Source organism: Pedobacter sp. B4419 (assembly GCF_059693725.1).
In genome coordinates this window covers 420,822-438,622 of record NZ_JCASSL010000001.1, presented here as the reverse complement: position 1 = coordinate 438,622, position 17,801 = coordinate 420,822, and the positions used below count along the sequence as shown (strand labels likewise).

Annotated in this window: 14 protein-coding genes; 10 read left to right on the top strand and 4 right to left on the bottom strand. The window is 41.4% G+C overall.

Features of this window, described 5'->3' with window-relative positions:
• Positions 1-3 precede the first annotated feature (3 nt).
• Positions 4-1,155 carry an alpha/beta hydrolase-fold protein gene (locus AC570H_RS01705; protein WP_497351062.1) on the bottom strand — a complete coding sequence of 384 codons (1,152 nt, stop codon included), beginning with the start codon at positions 1,153-1,155 and terminating at the stop codon, positions 4-6.
• A gap of 149 nt (positions 1,156-1,304) precedes the next feature.
• Between AC570H_RS01705 and AC570H_RS01700 the strand changes: the two genes are divergently transcribed.
• The 7 genes from AC570H_RS01700 (at position 1,305) to AC570H_RS01670 (ending at position 11,436) form a co-directional block, all read left to right on the top strand.
• A complete protein-coding gene (locus tag AC570H_RS01700; protein ID WP_497351060.1) occupies positions 1,305-2,318 on the top strand; it encodes a LacI family DNA-binding transcriptional regulator in 1,014 nt (337 codons plus the stop codon).
• Between the two features lie 446 nt (positions 2,319-2,764).
• Positions 2,765-5,824: a SusC/RagA family TonB-linked outer membrane protein gene (locus AC570H_RS01695; RefSeq protein WP_497351058.1), complete on the top strand. Its 3,060-nt coding sequence runs from the start codon at positions 2,765-2,767 to the stop codon at positions 5,822-5,824.
• Positions 5,825-5,849: 25 nt separating this feature from the next.
• A complete protein-coding gene (locus AC570H_RS01690; RefSeq protein ID WP_497351056.1) occupies positions 5,850-7,226 on the top strand; it encodes a RagB/SusD family nutrient uptake outer membrane protein in 1,377 nt (458 codons plus the stop codon).
• 12 nt (positions 7,227-7,238) lie between these two features.
• Positions 7,239-7,736 carry a DUF5004 domain-containing protein gene (locus AC570H_RS01685; RefSeq protein WP_497351054.1) on the top strand — a complete coding sequence of 166 codons (498 nt, stop codon included), beginning with the start codon at positions 7,239-7,241 and terminating at the stop codon, positions 7,734-7,736.
• 19 nt (positions 7,737-7,755) lie between these two features.
• Positions 7,756-8,526 (top strand): hypothetical protein, encoded by a 771-nt coding sequence (locus AC570H_RS01680; RefSeq protein WP_497351052.1) that lies wholly within the window; start codon positions 7,756-7,758, stop codon positions 8,524-8,526.
• Positions 8,527-8,534: 8 nt separating this feature from the next.
• Positions 8,535-10,313, top strand: coding sequence for a SusE domain-containing protein (locus AC570H_RS01675; RefSeq protein ID WP_497351050.1), 1,779 nt, complete (start codon positions 8,535-8,537; stop codon positions 10,311-10,313).
• A 271-nt stretch (positions 10,314-10,584) separates the two neighbouring features.
• Positions 10,585-11,436 carry an N-acetylglucosamine kinase gene (locus AC570H_RS01670; RefSeq protein ID WP_497351048.1) on the top strand — a complete coding sequence of 284 codons (852 nt, stop codon included), beginning with the start codon at positions 10,585-10,587 and terminating at the stop codon, positions 11,434-11,436.
• Positions 11,437-12,264: 828 nt separating this feature from the next.
• Here the strand turns inward: AC570H_RS01670 and AC570H_RS01665 are convergent.
• On the bottom strand, positions 12,265-12,720 hold the full coding sequence (locus AC570H_RS01665) for a T9SS type A sorting domain-containing protein (RefSeq protein WP_497351046.1): 456 nt from the start codon (positions 12,718-12,720) through the stop codon (positions 12,265-12,267).
• A 130-nt stretch (positions 12,721-12,850) separates the two neighbouring features.
• Complete coding sequence (locus AC570H_RS01660) at positions 12,851-13,540, bottom strand: NUDIX hydrolase (RefSeq protein WP_497351044.1); 690 nt, start codon at positions 13,538-13,540, stop codon at positions 12,851-12,853.
• 123 nt (positions 13,541-13,663) lie between these two features.
• Here AC570H_RS01660 and pfkA point away from each other — a divergent pair, with 123 nt between their 5' ends.
• The 3 genes from pfkA to gap are packed head-to-tail and all read left to right on the top strand — an operon-like array spanning position 13,664 to position 16,515.
• Positions 13,664-14,650 carry a 6-phosphofructokinase gene (pfkA, locus tag AC570H_RS01655; RefSeq protein WP_497351042.1) on the top strand — a complete coding sequence of 329 codons (987 nt, stop codon included), beginning with the start codon at positions 13,664-13,666 and terminating at the stop codon, positions 14,648-14,650.
• Between the two features lie 12 nt (positions 14,651-14,662).
• A complete protein-coding gene (locus AC570H_RS01650; protein ID WP_497351040.1) occupies positions 14,663-15,505 on the top strand; it encodes a hypothetical protein in 843 nt (280 codons plus the stop codon).
• Positions 15,506-15,510: 5 nt separating this feature from the next.
• Positions 15,511-16,515, top strand: a complete 1,005-nt coding sequence (gene gap, locus AC570H_RS01645; RefSeq protein WP_497351038.1) for a type I glyceraldehyde-3-phosphate dehydrogenase — start codon at positions 15,511-15,513, stop codon at positions 16,513-16,515.
• 574 nt (positions 16,516-17,089) lie between these two features.
• On the opposite strand, the gene AC570H_RS01640 is transcribed toward gap, so the two are convergent.
• Complete coding sequence (locus tag AC570H_RS01640; RefSeq protein ID WP_497351036.1) at positions 17,090-17,605, bottom strand: DUF2199 domain-containing protein; 516 nt, start codon at positions 17,603-17,605, stop codon at positions 17,090-17,092.
• Between the last annotated feature and the right edge of the window lie 196 nt (positions 17,606-17,801).

Sequence of the window (17,801 nt, the reverse complement as noted above, 5' to 3'; positions counted from 1 at the left end):
TCTCTAATTGGAAATAAATTCATAAAATGCTGGAAACTCCCGATGCCAAAACCATTCACTATGTTTTCCATCGGCCTTTTCTACCAGCTTAATGTTTTTATTCTTTGTTCCTTGTTCACCTGCATCACCAATCAAGATCCGATACACGCTTTCCATGTCGCGCGTCATCATTTTTCCTTCCAAATCGCCAGCTACAAAATAGATCTGGTGTCCTTTTAATGATGGAACTGCTTTCTTAACATCTGTTTCAATGGTTTTTCCAACCCAAAATGCCGGAGAAAATATGCCAGCCTTGCCAAAAACCTGCGGGTATGTGGCTATGGCATACATAGAGATGAGGCCACCCATCGAGCTTCCGGCAATTGCGGTATGCTTACTGTCGGTTAAAGTACGATAATGTTGGTCGATGTAAGGCTTTAAAGTATTGACCAAAAATGCTACGTAAGCTACACCCTTGCCCTTCCCATATTGGCTATCGTAAGGATTGTATTCCTTTAACCTTTCGCTACCACCATGATCAATACCTACTACAATGTATTCTTTTCCACCTTTGGCACTGATGCTGTCCAGAATTTCGTCAACACCCCACTCGCCATAGCCTGAAGTAGTTTGGTTGAACAGGTTTTGGCCATCATGCATATACAAAACCGGATACTTTTGCTTTGATTTGCCATAAGATGGCGGCAAATAAATCCAGATCCGTCTTTTGGTTTCCAACTGGGGCATCTCAAAAGCACTATCGAGCAACTTTACATGAACCGATGCCGTAGATTTTGGTGCTTCTTTTTTAAATGCATCGGCCCAAGCAGCGACACTTAACCTTATTACCGTATCTTTTTTAAGGTTGAAGCTTCGGTTGGTAATGGCTTTTCCATTGCTGTTGCTTTCTACTTGGTCCCAAGTGCCACGGGTAATCTTAAATTCATAGGCATCGGCCGGCAAAAGTTTTTCAAGTACATATTTATTGTCTGCCGATTTTGAGAATTTGGCGTTTACATCATTTGGCGACCAGTTATTAAAGCTTCCGGCAACGAAATAGTTGGGCTGGGCCTCAGTAGCTGTTGGAATATCGACCAATTCAAAACGAACTTTAACTTGGCCCTTGAGGCTAATGAAAGCCATGCTTAAAAGAACCAAAAACAAGATACGTTTCATGATCATAAGGTTAAGTTGGCATTTTTAGGTGAGCTTTTTGATGAATTGAGCTAATTTTCAAATCATTTAACAAATAAATAGAAATAATTACTTTTTTTATCATTTATATTTACACGCAAATCAGTCATTATAATAATTGTTGCCGGTAGATGGACAATGTGAACATTAAAAAATTAGCGAAGGCCCTTCATCTTTCTACTTCTACTGTTTCGAGAGCGTTTAGAGATAACAGCGATATCAGTGCTACCACAAAGGCGCGTATTTTGGCTATGGCCAAAGAACTCAATTACCAGCCTAACCACTACGCCAGTAATTTAAGGGAGCAAAAAAGCAAGACCATTGCCGTTATCGTACCCGAATTAGCCAACAATTATTTCTCATTGGCCATCCAAAGCATTGAGCGCGTAGCCAGTGCCAAGGGCTATCATATTTTGGTGTATGCCACGAATGATCAATTTGAGAAAGAGGTTTCTTTTATCAAGCACTTGCACAATGGCAGGGCCGATGGCATTATCATGTCGGTATCGGGCGAGGCGAACAACCATAACTACCTGAACGAACTTTCGAAAAAACGCTTGCCGATTGTCTTTTTCGATCGTGTTTATGAAGACATTGAAACACCAAGGGTAATTACCAACGATTACGACAGCAGTTTTGCGGCCACCAAACACCTTATTCAGCAAGGCTGCAAACGCATTGCGTATTTAGCGGTAAACAAAACGCTTTCTATTGGCAAGACACGTATGCAGGGCTATATCGATGCACTCAAAAAATTCCAGGTCCCTTTTGAAGACGAATTGATCATCGATTGCAGCAATAACTATAAAGAAAACATAGATCGCTTAAAGAAAGCTTTTATCGACTTAAAGCCAGATGGTGTTTTCACTTCGGTAGAACGTTTGGCCTTTGCCACCTATTATGCTTGCTACGACATTAACTTGTCTATACCCAAAGACTTAAAGGTGATTGGCTTCTCCAGTTTGGAGATTGCTCCCCTGCTTAATCCTGCCTTAAGCACCGTTACACAACCTGCTTCAGACTTAGGCAAAACCGCAGCCGAATTGTTGTTCAAAATGCTCGAAAACCCGGGCGATGTAGCTCCTACCACGCAACTGGTTTTGAACTCCAAATTGGTGCAGCGAGAGTCGACTTCCAAGGCTTAAAACTACGCCAAAACTAGGGCTGTTTTTTAGCCTAAAAACCGAGGGCCTTTCGATCAAAAATTTTCAGGATTTTTCTAAAATACGCAGAATTCGCCCCTGCTTGTTGCAACAAAACTTCATTTCCATTTCGATTTTTCGGGAACGTTCCCGAAAACGTTCCCGAAAATATGTCAAAAAACAACTTAGTGTAAAAATCACACTTAATTTTTCGATTTTCAAACATAAAAACTTAATAATCAAATACTTAAATAAAATAAATTTAGATTTTACAGAAATTAAATAGCCTATTTATTTGCTTTTTTGAGGTGTTTACCTCCATAAAATATGGTGTTCAAAAAAATTATGATATAAAATTTTGATTTTTAATCTGCGCCATTAAATTTACAATAGTGTAATACACAATTAATTATAACCAAATATTTAAACTTTAAAACGGGCTTTTTTCTATGAAAGTACTCTACCCCATTAAGCTTTGTTTGTTGATGTTTTTTACGCTCTGCGCATTGACAAGCTACGCACAAACTGGAAGCATTTCTGGTAAAATTCTTGACGACACCAAACTCCCCATTCCAGGCGCTTCTGTAATGGTAGACGGTACCCAAAAACAAACGGTTACCGACAACGATGGCAATTACCGAATTACGGGTTTGGCCAGTGGCAGCTATACCTTAACCGCCAAGTACATTGGCTTTGCATCAACCAAGCTCAATGCAACAGTTGGAACAGGCAATGTGGTACTCAATTTCGAGCTTAAGCCCGAATCGCAAAACCTGAACGAAGTAATTGTAGTGGGTTATGGTACACAGACCAAACGTGAGGTAACAGGTGCCATCTCTAAAGTAAGTGGCGATAAGCTCACCTCTCTGCCTACCCCAAGTTTCGAGGCTAGTTTGCAAGGACAGGCTCCAGGTGTTCAGGTAACACAGGGCAGTGGTTTAGCCGGTAGCGGTTCTGTTATCAGGATTAGAGGTATCGGTTCGATTAGTGCCGGTGGCGATCCTCTATATGTAGTAGATGGTATTCCAATTACCTCAGATCCATTCATTACAGGCAACCGCGGAGCGATGAACCAAAATCCATTGGCTACGATTAATCCTAATGATATCGAATCCGTTGAGATTTTAAAAGATGCTGGTGCTGCTGGTATTTATGGTTCCCGAGGTGCCAATGGCGTAATCTTGATCACCACCAAAAGAGGAAAATCAGGAAAACCGACGATATCGCTTTCCAGCAAATATGGATTGAGCAATTATGCCAACAAACCTACGTTTGCCAACGGACCAGAATGGTTGCAATTGCGCCAAGAAGCTTGGACAAATGATGGCAATACAGGCCTGGCCCCACTTCCAGGTGGCTTAACTTGGGCACAAGCTCAACAAACCAACACCGATTGGTGGGATATTTTAACCCAAACCGGCAAATCTAACGACCAGAGTATTTCTCTTAGCCAAGGCACAGAAAAACTTAAAACTTATATCTCGGCCAATTACAGCGATAACGAAAGCTTTTTAGTTGGCAACTCGTATGAACGCTACGGCTTCAGGACCAATTTCGATATCAAACCAACCAATTATTTCTCTACCAGCATCAATGTGGGCTATGACAGGGGCATTAACCAACGTGTAAATGCAGCTTGGAGCGGTGGTATCGGTGATGCCATGTCTGTAGCTTTGCCGATTTACCCGGTTTACAATGCAGATGGTTCTTTTTTCAGCAATGGGGCCAATCCGGCACGCAACTTGGGTTTATTAGATTGGAAAACCAGAAACGAACGACTGATTGCAGGCATCACCATGGAACTGAAGCCTTTTAAAAATTTCAGCCTAAAGGGTAGTTTCAATATGGATAACCTAGATGTACAAGATAACATCTTTACTCCTGCTTCATTAAGGAACGCCAGCATTGGTAGTGCAACCTTATATCCGACCAAAATCTTTAACAAAAATTTCTCGGGTACGGCCACCTACGATTGGCAAATCGACGATAAAAACAAGATGACTATTTTGGCCGGTGCCGAATCCCAGTTGTCTTATAGAAATGCCTATACCAATGGCATTACTGGCGACGCCAACGAACCCTTCTCGGATAATAAGCAAAACCTGTATTTGGTTATGCAAAATATTGCCAACTCTGGAGGCTTAACTTATTATAGTGGTGCAGGTCGCGAAACTTTTGCCTCGCTGTTTGCCCGTATCAATTATTCTTACGATAATAAATATTACCTACAGATTTTGGCCCGTAGAGACGGTTCTTCAAAATTTGGCCCAGAAAACAAATATGGTTATTTCCCGGCAGTTTCGGCTTCTTGGTACATTAGTCAGGAGAATTTCCTCAAAAACAGCAATTTCATTAGCAATTTAAAGCTGAGAGCAAGTTATGGCTTGGTAGGTAGCTCAAACTTCCCTCCTGCCCGTTATTATCAGCAATTCCAGTTCTCTGGAAGTTATAATGGCAATCCGGTATTATATCCAATTAACGTAGGCAATCCTTCGTTGAAATGGGAAGAAGGCAGAAACCTTGATTTAGGACTGGATTTTGGTTTATTTAAGGACCGCATTACTGGAGAATTCTCTTACTACAGAAAAACAACCAAGGATGCATTGTTGAGCGGTGGAATCTCTCCATCAACAGGTTTTGCCAATGGCTGGATTAACGTAGGTAAAATCCTAAACGAAGGCTATGAGCTGAGCTTGAACTCCGTTAACATTCAGGCCAAAAACTTCAAATGGGTAACCCGCTTAAATGTGTCGCAAAATTACAATGAAGTATTAAGTCTTGATGGCCTTACGCCTGATGCAGTTGGCGGAGGTACCAACGATACCCGTATTGCAGTAGGTTATCCGATCGGCACCAACTTCTTGGTTCGCTATAAAGGTGTAGATCCAGCAGACGGCTTACCAATTTGGCTGGATAAAGACGGTTACGAAACCAAGACCTTCTCGTTAGACAATCGCGTACCTGTTGGAAAAGTATTGCCTGATTATGTAGGTGGACTAACCAATACCTTTACTTTTAAAGGCTTTGAGCTAAATACCTTGTTTACCTTCTCTTTTGGGGGCAATTTATATGATGGCTCTGCCAAACGCCAATTGGGCATTGTTACCGACTGGAACATCAGGGAAGACATTGCAGATCGTTGGAGAAAACCTGGCGATGTGGCTAAATTCCCTCGCCTAACTATGAATAGCGGCACTTACGCAGGCTTATCAAGCGAATGGCAATACAACTCTACCATGTTCTTGTACAGTGCTTCTTTTGTAAGATTGAGGGAAGTAACCTTGGCCTATAACGTGCCTGCAAGCTTTGTACAAAAACTAAGGCTACGAAACCTGAAACTATTTGCAACGGGTATGAACTTGCTTACTTTCAGCAAATATCCTGGTGGCGATCCTGAAATTGCCAGGGACTTTGAAAATCCTCAAGACAGGAACATGAGCCCTAACGTAACTTATTTAACTACGCCACAGCAAAGGACATATACCTTCGGTTTATCAACATCATTTTAGGCAATAGACATAAATAGATCAAAAAATGAAAATCAATTATAAAAACATTTCAAAATCATTCGTGGTACTTGCCCTATTTACGGTTATAGGTACCGGATGTAAAAAATTCCTGGAAACTCCACCTCCTGAATCAATTCCAGAGGTAGTTGCCATTGCAGATGAGGCCGGTTTAAAGTCGGAGATGAATTCTGCCTACCAAATTGTGGGTGGTGGCAATATGTTTGGTGGCAAAATACAGGTAATCAACGACCTGATGGCTGATCAATTGAATGGCACACAGCTGAGTGGAGACTTTGGAGAAATCTTCGGTCGTAAAACTTCGGTATTTGGCGATTATAAAAATGCCATGTACACCGACATTTATCAGGCTATTTACCGCGCCAACATTGTATTGCAGAATTTAGATAAAGCAGTAACCATGAAGGACAACTTGGAAGGACAGGCCAAATTCATCCGTGCATTAGGCCATTTTCAAGTGGTACAGCTGTTTGCACAGCCTTATGGCTTTACTGCCGACAACTCGCACCTGGGCGTGCCCATCAGAACCAGCACCACCATTAATGCAGGCACACGTGCTACGGTAAAACAGGTGTATGACATCATCATTGCTGATTTGAAAACTGCAGAGGTAAAATTGCCTGACGAAAATAGCGGTTACGCCACCAAATGGGCGGCCAAGGCCTTATTGGCCAAAGTTTATTTTCAGATGAACGATTTCCCTAATGCCTATAACTATTCAAATCAGGTAATTGCCAGCAATAAATTCACTTTAGATGCTACCTATGCCACTCGCTTTTCTGAAGCAGGCTCAAAAGAAAGCATCTTCAAAATCGTTAATACCAAAGGCGCTTATGAACCAGGCGGCGAATTAAGAGGACAATATCGTTCTGACTTCAATTTGCCTACCTTACGCTTCACAGCTGATTTTTATAGCAGCGTAAATACGCCAAACGATGTACGCAAAGCTTTGTACGACAACGTCAAATACCCTGGCTTTGTAGTAACCAAAAAGTATAATTCAGATCGATTTGAGATCCCTGTTTTTTACCTCACAGAGATGAAATTGATCAGAGCCGAATCTGCAGCAGAGACTGGTCAAAATTTAACTGTTGGCGCCCAAGACATCAACGACATCTTGAATAGGGCCTACGCAGGTACCAAAAGCATTCCTTCGAATTCATCAGCCAGCTTGATCAAAACCAATGCCCGTTTCGAACGCAGCATTGAAATGGCAGGCGAAGGCAACCGAATTTCAGAAATCAAAAGAATTGGCGCCAAAGGCGAAAATATTGATAAGCGTGGTTCGGTATGGAACTGCCCAGGCTTGGTGCTCCAGTTTCCACAAGGCGAAATGGCCAGCAATACGGCTTTTCAACGTAATCCAGAAGGCGGTTGTAATTAATTGAAACGAAACATGAAAAAGATTAAATATATGTTATTGGCATTCCTCATCACAGCGGTTTGGGGATGTAAGCCAGAAGAGTTTGGGCCAATTGGTTCAGAACAAAATATAGTGAAAGACTTACAGGGAAACTGGTCTTTGTCTAAAGTTACCCAAATTGATCAGGATGCCACAACCAAAGGCTTTCCTTACAAAGAATTGGATATCACCAGTATCTATCCTTACAAAGAGCTGAGCATCAGTTTGCAGGGCGATGCATCGGGCAATCCGGCTGCATTTACCATTACCCCTGGCAATTCTCCAAAAATCTCTGATTTTAACACCGGAACATGGTCGGTTGATAACGCAGTTGCGCCAACCCTCATTACTTTAAAAAACGGCACGAGCACCAGCAGCTTGACCCTAGGTTCTTATGCCTATTTAAAAAGTGGAAAGTTCTACTTGAAGAGAGAGAAAAAGTCGAATGGAAAAGTAATCGTAAGCTATCAATACGAATTCACTAAGAAGTAAGCGATAAAAAATATTCATCATGAAAAAATTACTATTATCAATTATAGGTATACTGAGTGCAACTTTCGCCTTTGCGCAGGTTACATTTAGTCCGGCTACTTTTACCGCTGAAGACGAAGTAACCATCACATTAGACATATCAGGTACCGCAATGGCAGGCCAAAACGAAGTTTACCTCTGGATGTTCTCTAACGATGGCGTTGGAGGAGGCAAAGACGCCTTAACAAACGGACAATGGGGCAGCTCTTCCGAAGCGGCTAAAATGACCAAGACCGCTACCAATATCTTTACTTTCAAATTCACGGGCACTACCCTATTTGGCCAAAGTCCAGCAGAGCTGATCAACTTTGGTTTTTTGGGCAAGACTAAAGATGGCACCAAACAAACACAGGATTTTAAACCTTACAAGTTTGATCCATTGGTATTTACGCCTTCCCAATTCCGTGTTTTCCCTGCGAAGATGGATTATTCGGATATGACTACCGTGTATTTCCACCAGGATTTGGCTACCGACCAGAATCTGCAACGCATGTTCGATGTAAAAGTGACCCTAACTTTTTACGATGACGCAGGTACAGTTGTAGCCACAAGAACTGCATTGGTAGCTACCAAGCAATCGGCCACGCTCTACTCCTATTCGTTTATTCCAGAGCGATTGATCACCCTGCCCGCAGGAACCAAGCTGAGCAAGTTCTCTTACCAGTTTACCGGAAGCGTAAAAGATGTCACAGGTGCCAATGTACCTACTTCTGGCCCCGTAAATGAAGTTGTTTATACCGTCTTTAATTAAGCTCGACAATGAAACACAAGATATTATACATTTTACTGGCGGTTGCAGCAATCGCCTTTGGCTGTAAAAAGACCGAATTTGATGAGCAATCTAAAGGTGAGGCATTGGGTGCATTTGCCACAACCGCACCTGCAAACAACACTATGTTAGTCTTAAATTCGGCTACGCCTAATAACAAAGTGACCTTCACTTGGAATGCAGCCACACCTGGGGTAAATACCAAGCCAACCTATAAATTTATAGCAGCTTTAAAAACAGGAAGCCTTGATGCGCCATTGATCGAGTTTCCTGCAGATAACAATGGTGCTGCGGTAACCTTAAATATCACCCAAAAACAACTAGATGATGCCTTAAAAGCCAAATCTATTGCCGATGGCGTGAAAACAGATTTGATTTGGGCCATCCAGGCTACCAATGGAACGGTGAAAGTAAATACCGCTACGATGAGCATTTCCATTACCCGCATGGGCGATGGCGTGAGCAATTTCCTGCTTTACGGACCGGTTTCATCGAGTACCCCAGTGGTGATCAACCCGAATTCGACTACCGATATGCTCAATTTCAAATGGCAAAAAGCCTTCCCTGGAGTAACCAGTAATTCGGTTAAATACCAGGTAAAATTTGTAGCTAAGGGTGGTGATTTCAATAATCCATTATTTACTTATACTTCAAACAACTCAGGTCTTGATTCGGCCTTGGCAGTTGGATACAAAGATATTAGCGATAAATTAACCGCGGCAGGCTACACCGACCAAGCAACCCCTGTTGCTTTACAATGGACGGTAGAAGCCACTTCGGGCAACTTCAAGAAAACTGCCGATTACGTAAATGATTTGGTGATTACCAGAGAAGTAAAAATGTTCTTGGTAGGTGGAGATACGCCTGCGGGTTGGACTGCAGAAAGTGCCATCCAAATGATTCCAGACGCTTCAAATCCAGGTACTTTCTATATTTACGTGAAATTGAATGCGGGTAATGGCGGCTTGAAATTCTTGAACCAACAACAATGGCCGGGTGGCAGCTTGAACTCGTCTGACTGGGGCATGAAACCTGGTACACCAGGCGATGCAGCTGTTGACGGTGAAGCCAACATTGAAAACTATGGAGCAAGTGGCATTTATCGTGTTACTTTTGACCAGAAAAACCTTAAATATTACGTACAGGCCGACCATGGAATGATGGGTGCCGTAGGTGCAGCTACTGCAGCTGGCTGGAATCCGCCAAATGTATTCCCTAGCCAAGGCTTAAACTTTATGGGTACCAATAAATTCCTGGGCTTTGTGAACTTAACTAGCGGACAGGAATGGAAAATGATTGACGGCAATGCTTGGGGCAATGGAACTACATCAGGCTCTAGAGACTATGGCAAAGGCACAGCAGAAGGATCAATGCTGGAATCAGGCGAAGGTAATTTTACGTTTACCGGAACAACAGGATTAAAACGCATCATTTGGGATGGTACCGATATTAAAAACCTAAAATATTCAGTAACCGATGGCACCGTTTTCTTAGTAGGTAATGCTACTGCTGGTGGCTGGGATAATTCGCCGGGCAATGCCTTATTACCGGCAATGACTTATGGTGGCAATGGCAAATGGACCGTAACTACCAATCTTACTGTTGGCGAATTCAAGTTCATCTTTACCAAAGGCAATTGGGATTACAACTATGGTGGCGCTGGCGGTACCATTGCAGAAGGTGGCGCCAATATAGCGGTTAACACAGCTGGAAATTATACCGTTGTGCTAGATGAATACAACAGAACGTATACACTTACTAAAAACTAAAAAACAGCTAAATCATGCAAAAAGCCTCAATAAATTATCGAGGCTTTTTTATTTTCCAAAACACCGCATACCAATCGCCGATATGGTCTGTTTCAGCCCTTAATAGTGTATAAAATACACTTTATCAAAAACCTAGATTTTAACTACGAATTCAAATATTTAACGTAAAGGAATTGTTAAGGAATAAAAAACTCAATTTTAATTTTTTATTTCAAAAAAGGCACATATATTGGTAGACTTTTTTACCAATTACTAAACTAAAAAACAAAAAATGATAGTTATTGCAGATGGTGGATCAACCAAAACCAATTGGTGTTTGATCAATGAAGCCGGAAGAAAAATCCATTTTAATACAGAGGGCTACAACCCTTATTTTTCTAAAGGCGATTACATTGAGAGTTCCCTAAGAAATTCTTTGCCTGATCATTTAGAACCTGAGAAGTTAACCGAAGTATATTATTATGGAGCCGGCTGCTCTACCGATGCAAACAAAAAGATTGTGGCAGATGCGATGCAAAAAGTTTTCGTGAATGCCAAGATCAATGTTGGCCACGATTTATTGGCCTCTTGTCGTGCCTTATTAGGCGATGAGCCAGGCTTTGCCGCCATTTTGGGTACCGGAACCAATACCTGCTTATATGATGGAAACGACATTACCTTAAACATCGATTCATTGGGCTATTTCTTAGGCGACGAAGGCAGCGGCAGCTATATTGGCAAACGCATCTTGGCCGATTATATGAAAGGCTACATGCCAAAGGGCTTAAGGGAAAGCTTTTATGATAACTATGCCTTAACCAACGAAGATATTTTCGACCATATTTACAACAAACCCCTTCCTAACCGTTTCTGCGCTGGCTTTAGCAAGTTCATTTACGACTTTAAGGAAAGCTATGAAGATTATACCACCTCCGTGGTAGATTACGGCTTTACCGCCTTCTTCGAAAACTTGGTGATCCACTACCCTAACTACAAAAACTACGAATTAAACTGCGTAGGTTCTGTAGGCTATAGCTTTAGGGATATCCTGAGCATTGTGGCCGATCGTTATGAAATGGGCGTAGGCAAAATTATCCGTTCGCCAATAGACGACCTGGTAGAGTACCACTTGAGCAAAAAATAATCCAATAAGGATATACGATAAAAAAGCCCTGAAGAAAAACTTCAGGGCTTTTTTAGTTTTCAGTTGCCAGTTGCCAGTTGCGAGAAAGTCGTCGTTGCGAGCGTGTGTACATTTTGTCATCCTGAGCTTCGCGAAGGATCTGTTCTCGAGACAGATTCCTCGTTACCCTCTTAATGACAGATTTGTTTTAATTGACAACATTAAACAATTGGCCAATGACTAATCCTCAAATAAGCTAATAAACATCAAAAGAACCACTTCCTTTCTTCGTTAAGCCTTATTGGAGCGAACACGAAATACAATGGAGTAAAGCGGAAAGAAGGGCTACAATTGCCGATGAGCATTGACATTGTTTTCCAAAAAAAGAATCAATAGTTTTCAATTGTCTGTTTCCAGTTAACAATTCAACAATCCAACAAGAGCTAATCAGCTAACAAGCCAATGAACAAATTATAGGTTTGGAGCGCCAAATTGCAGCAACGATTAAAGCCAGTCCTGCTCTCCGCTATAGCCCTCGTACCTCGGGGCTGCCGCTCCCATCATGGCTAAAAGGCAGTTTCCAATGGCCAGTTTTCAGTTCTTACCAAGTCGTCATTGTGAGCCTGCGAAGCAATCTCTCTCGAACGAGATGACCATTCCCCCACTCTTCATCCCGAACTTTTCATTAGTTTTTCTTGTTTTTAATGGTATTCAAGAGCACTTCGTGGTTTATTTCAGAATCCATCTTGAGATAGCTATCGGACGGAGTCCGGCATGACGGATTGAATAAAAACAAAAAGCCCCCGAAAAACTCGAGGGCAATCATTATCGTTTAGTTTTTAGTTTAAGCTATTGTACTATTATTTTTCTGCTGTAGTTTTTGCTATCCACCTGCAGCACCAGGATATACATACCAGAAGTAATATTATTTTTAGAAAGTTCCCAATAGAACTCTTTTTTACCTGCATCCTGACTTTGTTTATTGATTAAAACAGCCAATTGCTTGCCGGTCAAATCGATTACCCTTAAGGTTACGGTGGCCCTATCGGTTAATTGATAGGCAATGGTAGTCTGTGTAACGGCAGGATTAGGATAGTTTGTAAAATTGATCACTTGAAAACCACCAAATGTATTGTTTTCCCAGTTCAGCTGATCAACATTGAGCAAACCTTCGGCAGCTAGGCTGTCTACATTAGCTTGGGCAGCTCCCAAGTAAGGCAAAACGTCGTTTACCTGTGCATGAACTTTGACGTTCATCACAATTAAACAGCTAAAAAATAAAAAGATTTGGTAGAGTTTTTTCATTCAATAAGGTTGATAGTGTAAATATAACACATCGATGCTAATTTTTATAATGAAAATATAATATTTTTTTCAAAGCTACGTTGAGCAACTTGCACTCTAGCAAAACAAGCATCAAGCAACTTTGTTTGAGTTAGAAGGAAATGGCCTTCCCAAATAGTTTAGCGTACTTTCTCTTGTCAAATTTGTAAAGCGTGGCCGCCCTAAACGAAACGCCTTTCTGCTTCTCGTCAAGTTCTTTCAGCACGCCAAAGCTCAAGATTTTCTTTCTAAAGTTACGTTTATCCAGTTTTTTGCCTAAGATCAGTTCGTATACGTTCTGTACCTGCGTTAAAGTAAATTTCTCTGGCAACAGCTCGAAAGCGATCGGAAGATGTTTAATGCGACGCTTGATTTTCTCCAAGCCCTTGTCAAAAATATGCTGATGGTCGAAACCTAGCTTCGGCAATTCCTTTACGTTGATCCATTGTGCTCTTTTGGCATAAGAAGTTAAGGGTTTTAATGCCTTATCTCCGCCTAGGCGCAACATGGCATAATAGGCCACGGTAATTACCCTGCCTTGTGGGTGGCGATCGACCTCTCCAAAAGTATAGTACTGCTCCATATAAATATCGCTCAATCCCGTAAGCTCGTGCAAAATACGCAAAGCCGACTGGTCAAGGCTTTCGGTCTCTGCCACCAAGTTTCCCGGTAGCGCCCACCAATCCTTAAAGGGCTCTTCGTTACGCTCTATTAACAGAATTTTGAGCTCGCCACCATCAAAACCAAATAACACACAGTCGATGGAAACAGCCGAATTAAATACAGGTAATACTTCTTTCAAAACACTAACGTTTTAGGTATATAAATATGGGAACAAAATAAAGACACTTGCTCGGTTAATCCATAAAAATAATGAAAAAAAATTACTTAGTGTAATTAATACACCTTATATTCGTGTATTATAATGAAACAAGATCTTAAAAATATTGCAGTACTGACTTCTGGGGGCGATGCCCCGGGTATGAATGCCTGCATTAGAGCCGTTATTCGCACCGGTATTTACCATGGCAAGAACATGTTTGGGGTAATGCAGGGCTATCAAGGATTAATAGACAACAACATCATCCCGATGGATGCCCGCTCTGTAAGCAACATTTTACATATGGGCGGCACCATTCTGAAAACGGCCAGGTGCATGGCGTTTAAGGAAGACGAAGGCATGGAACTCGCCTTTAAAAACCTAAAGGAAAAAGAAATAGATGGCCTCGTTGTAATTGGTGGCGATGGTACCTTTACCGGAGCCAAAAGATTCGGTGAAAAATATAAAATCAACGTAATTGGCGTACCCGGAACCATCGACAACGATTTAAGTGGTTCTGATTTTACCTTGGGCTATGATACGGCCATCAATACCGTAATTGAAGCCATTGACAAAATCAGGGACACCGCCGACTCGCACGACCGTTTGTTCTTCATCGAAGTAATGGGTAGGGATTCGGGCTGTATTGCCTTGAGAACTGCCGTAGCCAGTGGTGCCGAAGCGGTATTGCTGCCCGAGAGAGAAACTTCCTTAAAAGAACTGATCACTAAATTAAAAGCTGGCGCCTCCACCAAAAAATCTTCGAGTATCGTAATCGTATCTGAAGGAAATAAATATGGCGGCGCTTACGATATCGCCAAAAGCGTAAAAAGAAAGTTTACACACTATGATACCAAAGTAACTATCTTAGGGCATTTGCAACGTGGGGGCAGTCCTAGTGGTTTCGACCGTATTTTAGGCAGCCGTTTGGGCTATGCAGCCGTAAACGCTTTGATAGCTGGCGAAAGTATGCAGATGGTGGGACTTTATGGCAACAAAATCAAGTTGACAAGCCTGGAAGACGCCCTGAATACACACAACTATAAATTGGAGGATGATTTACTAGAAATGACCCACGTTCTATCCATTTAATCAACAAAACCAATGATAGCAGTAGTTTATAGCGGATCTAAAAGCGCCTTCTGGAAAATCTCTAACGAAGGCAAGACCATAGCAGAATGTACCATAGCGGGCATCAACCCTTGTTTTAACGATTCCAAGCATATCCTCTACCTGCTCAATAAGGAAATTACCCTGATCAACCATGCCGAGCGCATCAAGAAGATTTACGCCTTTGTGGCCGGAACCTCTTCGCCAGGCATGCAGGAATCGCTGGCCAAAACATTGGGCCAGTTTTTCAGGAACAGCAAAATCAAGGTAAAAGACGATTTATATGGTGCCTCTATTGCCGCCTGCTATAACCATACCGGTATTGTAGGCATTTTGGGAAGCGGCGCCAATTGTGCCTATTTTGATGGGAAAAGTCCGGAGAAAAACAATTTCGGACTGGGCTATATCCTAGGCGACGAAGGTTCTGCCAATTACTTGGGCAAGTTGTTGCTCAAACAGTACCTGGAAGACAAATTGCCTCAGGATTTGAGGAAGCTATTTGAAGAACGCTACAATGTTGACCGTCCCTTGATTTTGGAACGGATCTACAAAAAACCAAACGTACAGAACTACCTAGGCTCTTTTCTTGATTTTTACATCGACCAAAGAAGCAATAAATACATTGAACAAATGATTGATCAGGCTTTTGAAAAGTACTTCAGCACTTACCTGATCCCAACGGTGAAACTGCATCCCGACCAGGAAATCCACTTTGTGGGTACTGTGGCAGGCACCTTTCAGGATAGGCTAAGACTGGCGGCCCAAAAGCACGACGTGCAGATCATGACCATAACAAAAGAACCAATACATAATTTACTTAATTATTATTCAAATTAAATACAATGACTAAAGTAGGAATAAACGGATTTGGCCGTATCGGCCGACTTGTTTTTAGAGCTGCCTTGAAAAGAGGCCTTGATATTGTTGCCATCAACGACTTGATCGAGCCAGACTACATGGCTTATATGTTAAAATATGATACTACCCACGGCCGTTTTGACGGAACTGTTGAGGTAAAAGACGGACAATTGGTCGTAAACGGAAAAACCATCCGCATTACTGCAGAGAAAGATCCTTCGAACTTGAAATGGGACGCAGTTGGTGTAGAAATCGTAATCGAATCTACAGGCTTGTTCTTAACTCGTGCTGATGCGAATAAACACATTGCTGCTGGCGCGAAAAAAGTAGTATTCTCAGCTCCGGCTAAAGATGATGATATCCCAACTTACGTAATGGGCGTAAACCACGATCAATTAACTGCCGATCAAACTGTAGTTTCTAATGCATCGTGTACCACTAACTGTTTGGCTCCAATTGTTAAAGTATTGCACGATAACTTTGGCGTAGTTGAAGGTTTGATGAGTACCGTACACGCAGTAACTGCAACCCAAAAAACCGTTGATGGTCCTTCGGCTAAAGACTGGAGAGGTGGCCGTGGCGGTTTCTCTAACATCATCCCTTCATCAACTGGTGCAGCCAAAGCGGTAACCAAGGTAATTCCTTCGTTGAAAGGCAAATTAACCGGTATGTCGTTCCGCGTACCTGTTGCCGATGTCTCTGTAGTAGATTTAACTGCGCGTTTAGAAAAACCTGCTACTTACCAACAAATCAAAGACGTGATGAAAGCAGCTTCGTTAGAAGGTCCTTTAAAAGGCGTGTTAGGTTATACCGAAGATGAGGTTGTTTCTTCTGACTTTATTGGCGATGACCGCGCTTCGATTTTTGATGCAGGCGCTGGTATTTCATTGAACGATAACTTTGTAAAAGTAGTTTCTTGGTATGACAATGAGTGGGGCTATTCTTGTGCCCTTGCTAAATTTGTAGAGTACTACGGTTCATTAAAATAGTTTTCAATTACATACTCTATTAAAGGCAGTGTCGTTTGGCATTGCCTTTTTTGTTAGCGCTGAGCGATAAGGGTTTGGCGCAGGGCGACTTGCGATAAGTGCCAGGAATATTTGCAGCAGCAGTATCGCCTCAATACGCCAAACGCAATACGCTATACGCAATACGCTGTACTCAATACGCATTTCGCATTACGCATTTCGCGATTTAACAGAAATTTAACACCTTTTAACCTTCGAGCTCAAGTATTGGAACTATTTTTGTTTATAGAAAATTAGAATTGCTTGGAGAAGTGATTTGTCATGCAAAAAACATGAAATGGAATATTGTAATTTTTCTTAGTGTACTTTTTACACTATCAAAAATTATTTCTATATTTGCAAAGTGATTGTTACGAACACCTAACAATACGCAAAAATTGATAGCAAACATTTCTTGGCACAAGCCGGAAATTAAAAGATAACCCGTTCATACAGGTTTATATTTGGTTAGAAAAAGAGATTCGTCTGGATGGAGAATCTCTTTTCTTTTTTAATTTAAATCCATGTGAAATTTTCTGAAAGAATGTAGGTAGAGTTAGTCGCCTCCTTCTAACATCTCATTAATCCGCTTTTCGGCTTCTTCTTTACTTATTCCATTATAATAATCCCTAACAAATGGATGATCAAAACCTTCGTGAGGAACGATTTCTGGTCTTGAATTACCTGTGCGTGTAAACACAGTTGTGGGAATTGACAATGTACTTTCATAGCCAGGCACCCAATTGCTTAGCCAGCCAAAATAAGAAACCTCATGATTCTCATTACTGTAGTTCTCTTTGTAATCATTAAAGCTAGTTTCGCTTAATGAAACCCACAGGCCATATTCCAAATCTTCACAATGGTCGTTAACTGTTTGTATCAGTGTACACCTTATGAACCTATCTGTCTGATCTTCATAAGAAATAACACAAAAGTCAGAATCAATTTCTGCTAACTTGTTCTTTTCCTCTTCATTTAGTTCACCATAATGTAAGGGAGAAATAAATGCCAATGCCGGCCATTCTTCGTGTACTTCACCACAGTTTGAACATTTATATACAAATTCACTCATCTTTTTATTTTATAAGGATAAATTTATTTAAAAAGTCGTACCTACAGAAATGCAATCAAAACTCAAATTATTTATGATATGCTTAGTATTAATTCCTTTTTAGTCTTATTTAATGGATCTTACGAGTAATCTTCGCATGATTTAAAACGAAGAATTAGATTAATAGATCATTTATTCCTCCTTCATCCTTCCCCAC

What these genes read in the sequence shown, in the direction of transcription:
- AC570H_RS01675 (WP_497351050.1), top strand. Translation starts at nt 8,535, where the DNA reads ATGAAACACAAGATATTATACATTTTACTGGCGGTTGCAGCAATCGCC.
- AC570H_RS01695 (WP_497351058.1), top strand. Translation starts at nt 2,765, where the DNA reads ATGAAAGTACTCTACCCCATTAAGCTTTGTTTGTTGATGTTTTTTACG.
- AC570H_RS01705 (WP_497351062.1), bottom strand. Translation starts at nt 1,155, where the DNA reads ATGAAACGTATCTTGTTTTTGGTTCTTTTAAGCATGGCTTTCATTAGC.
- gap (WP_497351038.1), top strand. Translation starts at nt 15,511, where the DNA reads ATGACTAAAGTAGGAATAAACGGATTTGGCCGTATCGGCCGACTTGTT.
- AC570H_RS01665 (WP_497351046.1), bottom strand. Translation starts at nt 12,720, where the DNA reads ATGAAAAAACTCTACCAAATCTTTTTATTTTTTAGCTGTTTAATTGTG.
- AC570H_RS01680 (WP_497351052.1), top strand. Translation starts at nt 7,756, where the DNA reads ATGAAAAAATTACTATTATCAATTATAGGTATACTGAGTGCAACTTTC.
- AC570H_RS01685 (WP_497351054.1), top strand. Translation starts at nt 7,239, where the DNA reads ATGAAAAAGATTAAATATATGTTATTGGCATTCCTCATCACAGCGGTT.
- pfkA (WP_497351042.1), top strand. Translation starts at nt 13,664, where the DNA reads ATGAAACAAGATCTTAAAAATATTGCAGTACTGACTTCTGGGGGCGAT.
- AC570H_RS01640 (WP_497351036.1), bottom strand. Translation starts at nt 17,605, where the DNA reads ATGAGTGAATTTGTATATAAATGTTCAAACTGTGGTGAAGTACACGAA.
- AC570H_RS01650 (WP_497351040.1), top strand. Translation starts at nt 14,663, where the DNA reads ATGATAGCAGTAGTTTATAGCGGATCTAAAAGCGCCTTCTGGAAAATC.
- AC570H_RS01670 (WP_497351048.1), top strand. Translation starts at nt 10,585, where the DNA reads ATGATAGTTATTGCAGATGGTGGATCAACCAAAACCAATTGGTGTTTG.
- AC570H_RS01690 (WP_497351056.1), top strand. Translation starts at nt 5,850, where the DNA reads ATGAAAATCAATTATAAAAACATTTCAAAATCATTCGTGGTACTTGCC.
- AC570H_RS01700 (WP_497351060.1), top strand. Translation starts at nt 1,305, where the DNA reads ATGGACAATGTGAACATTAAAAAATTAGCGAAGGCCCTTCATCTTTCT.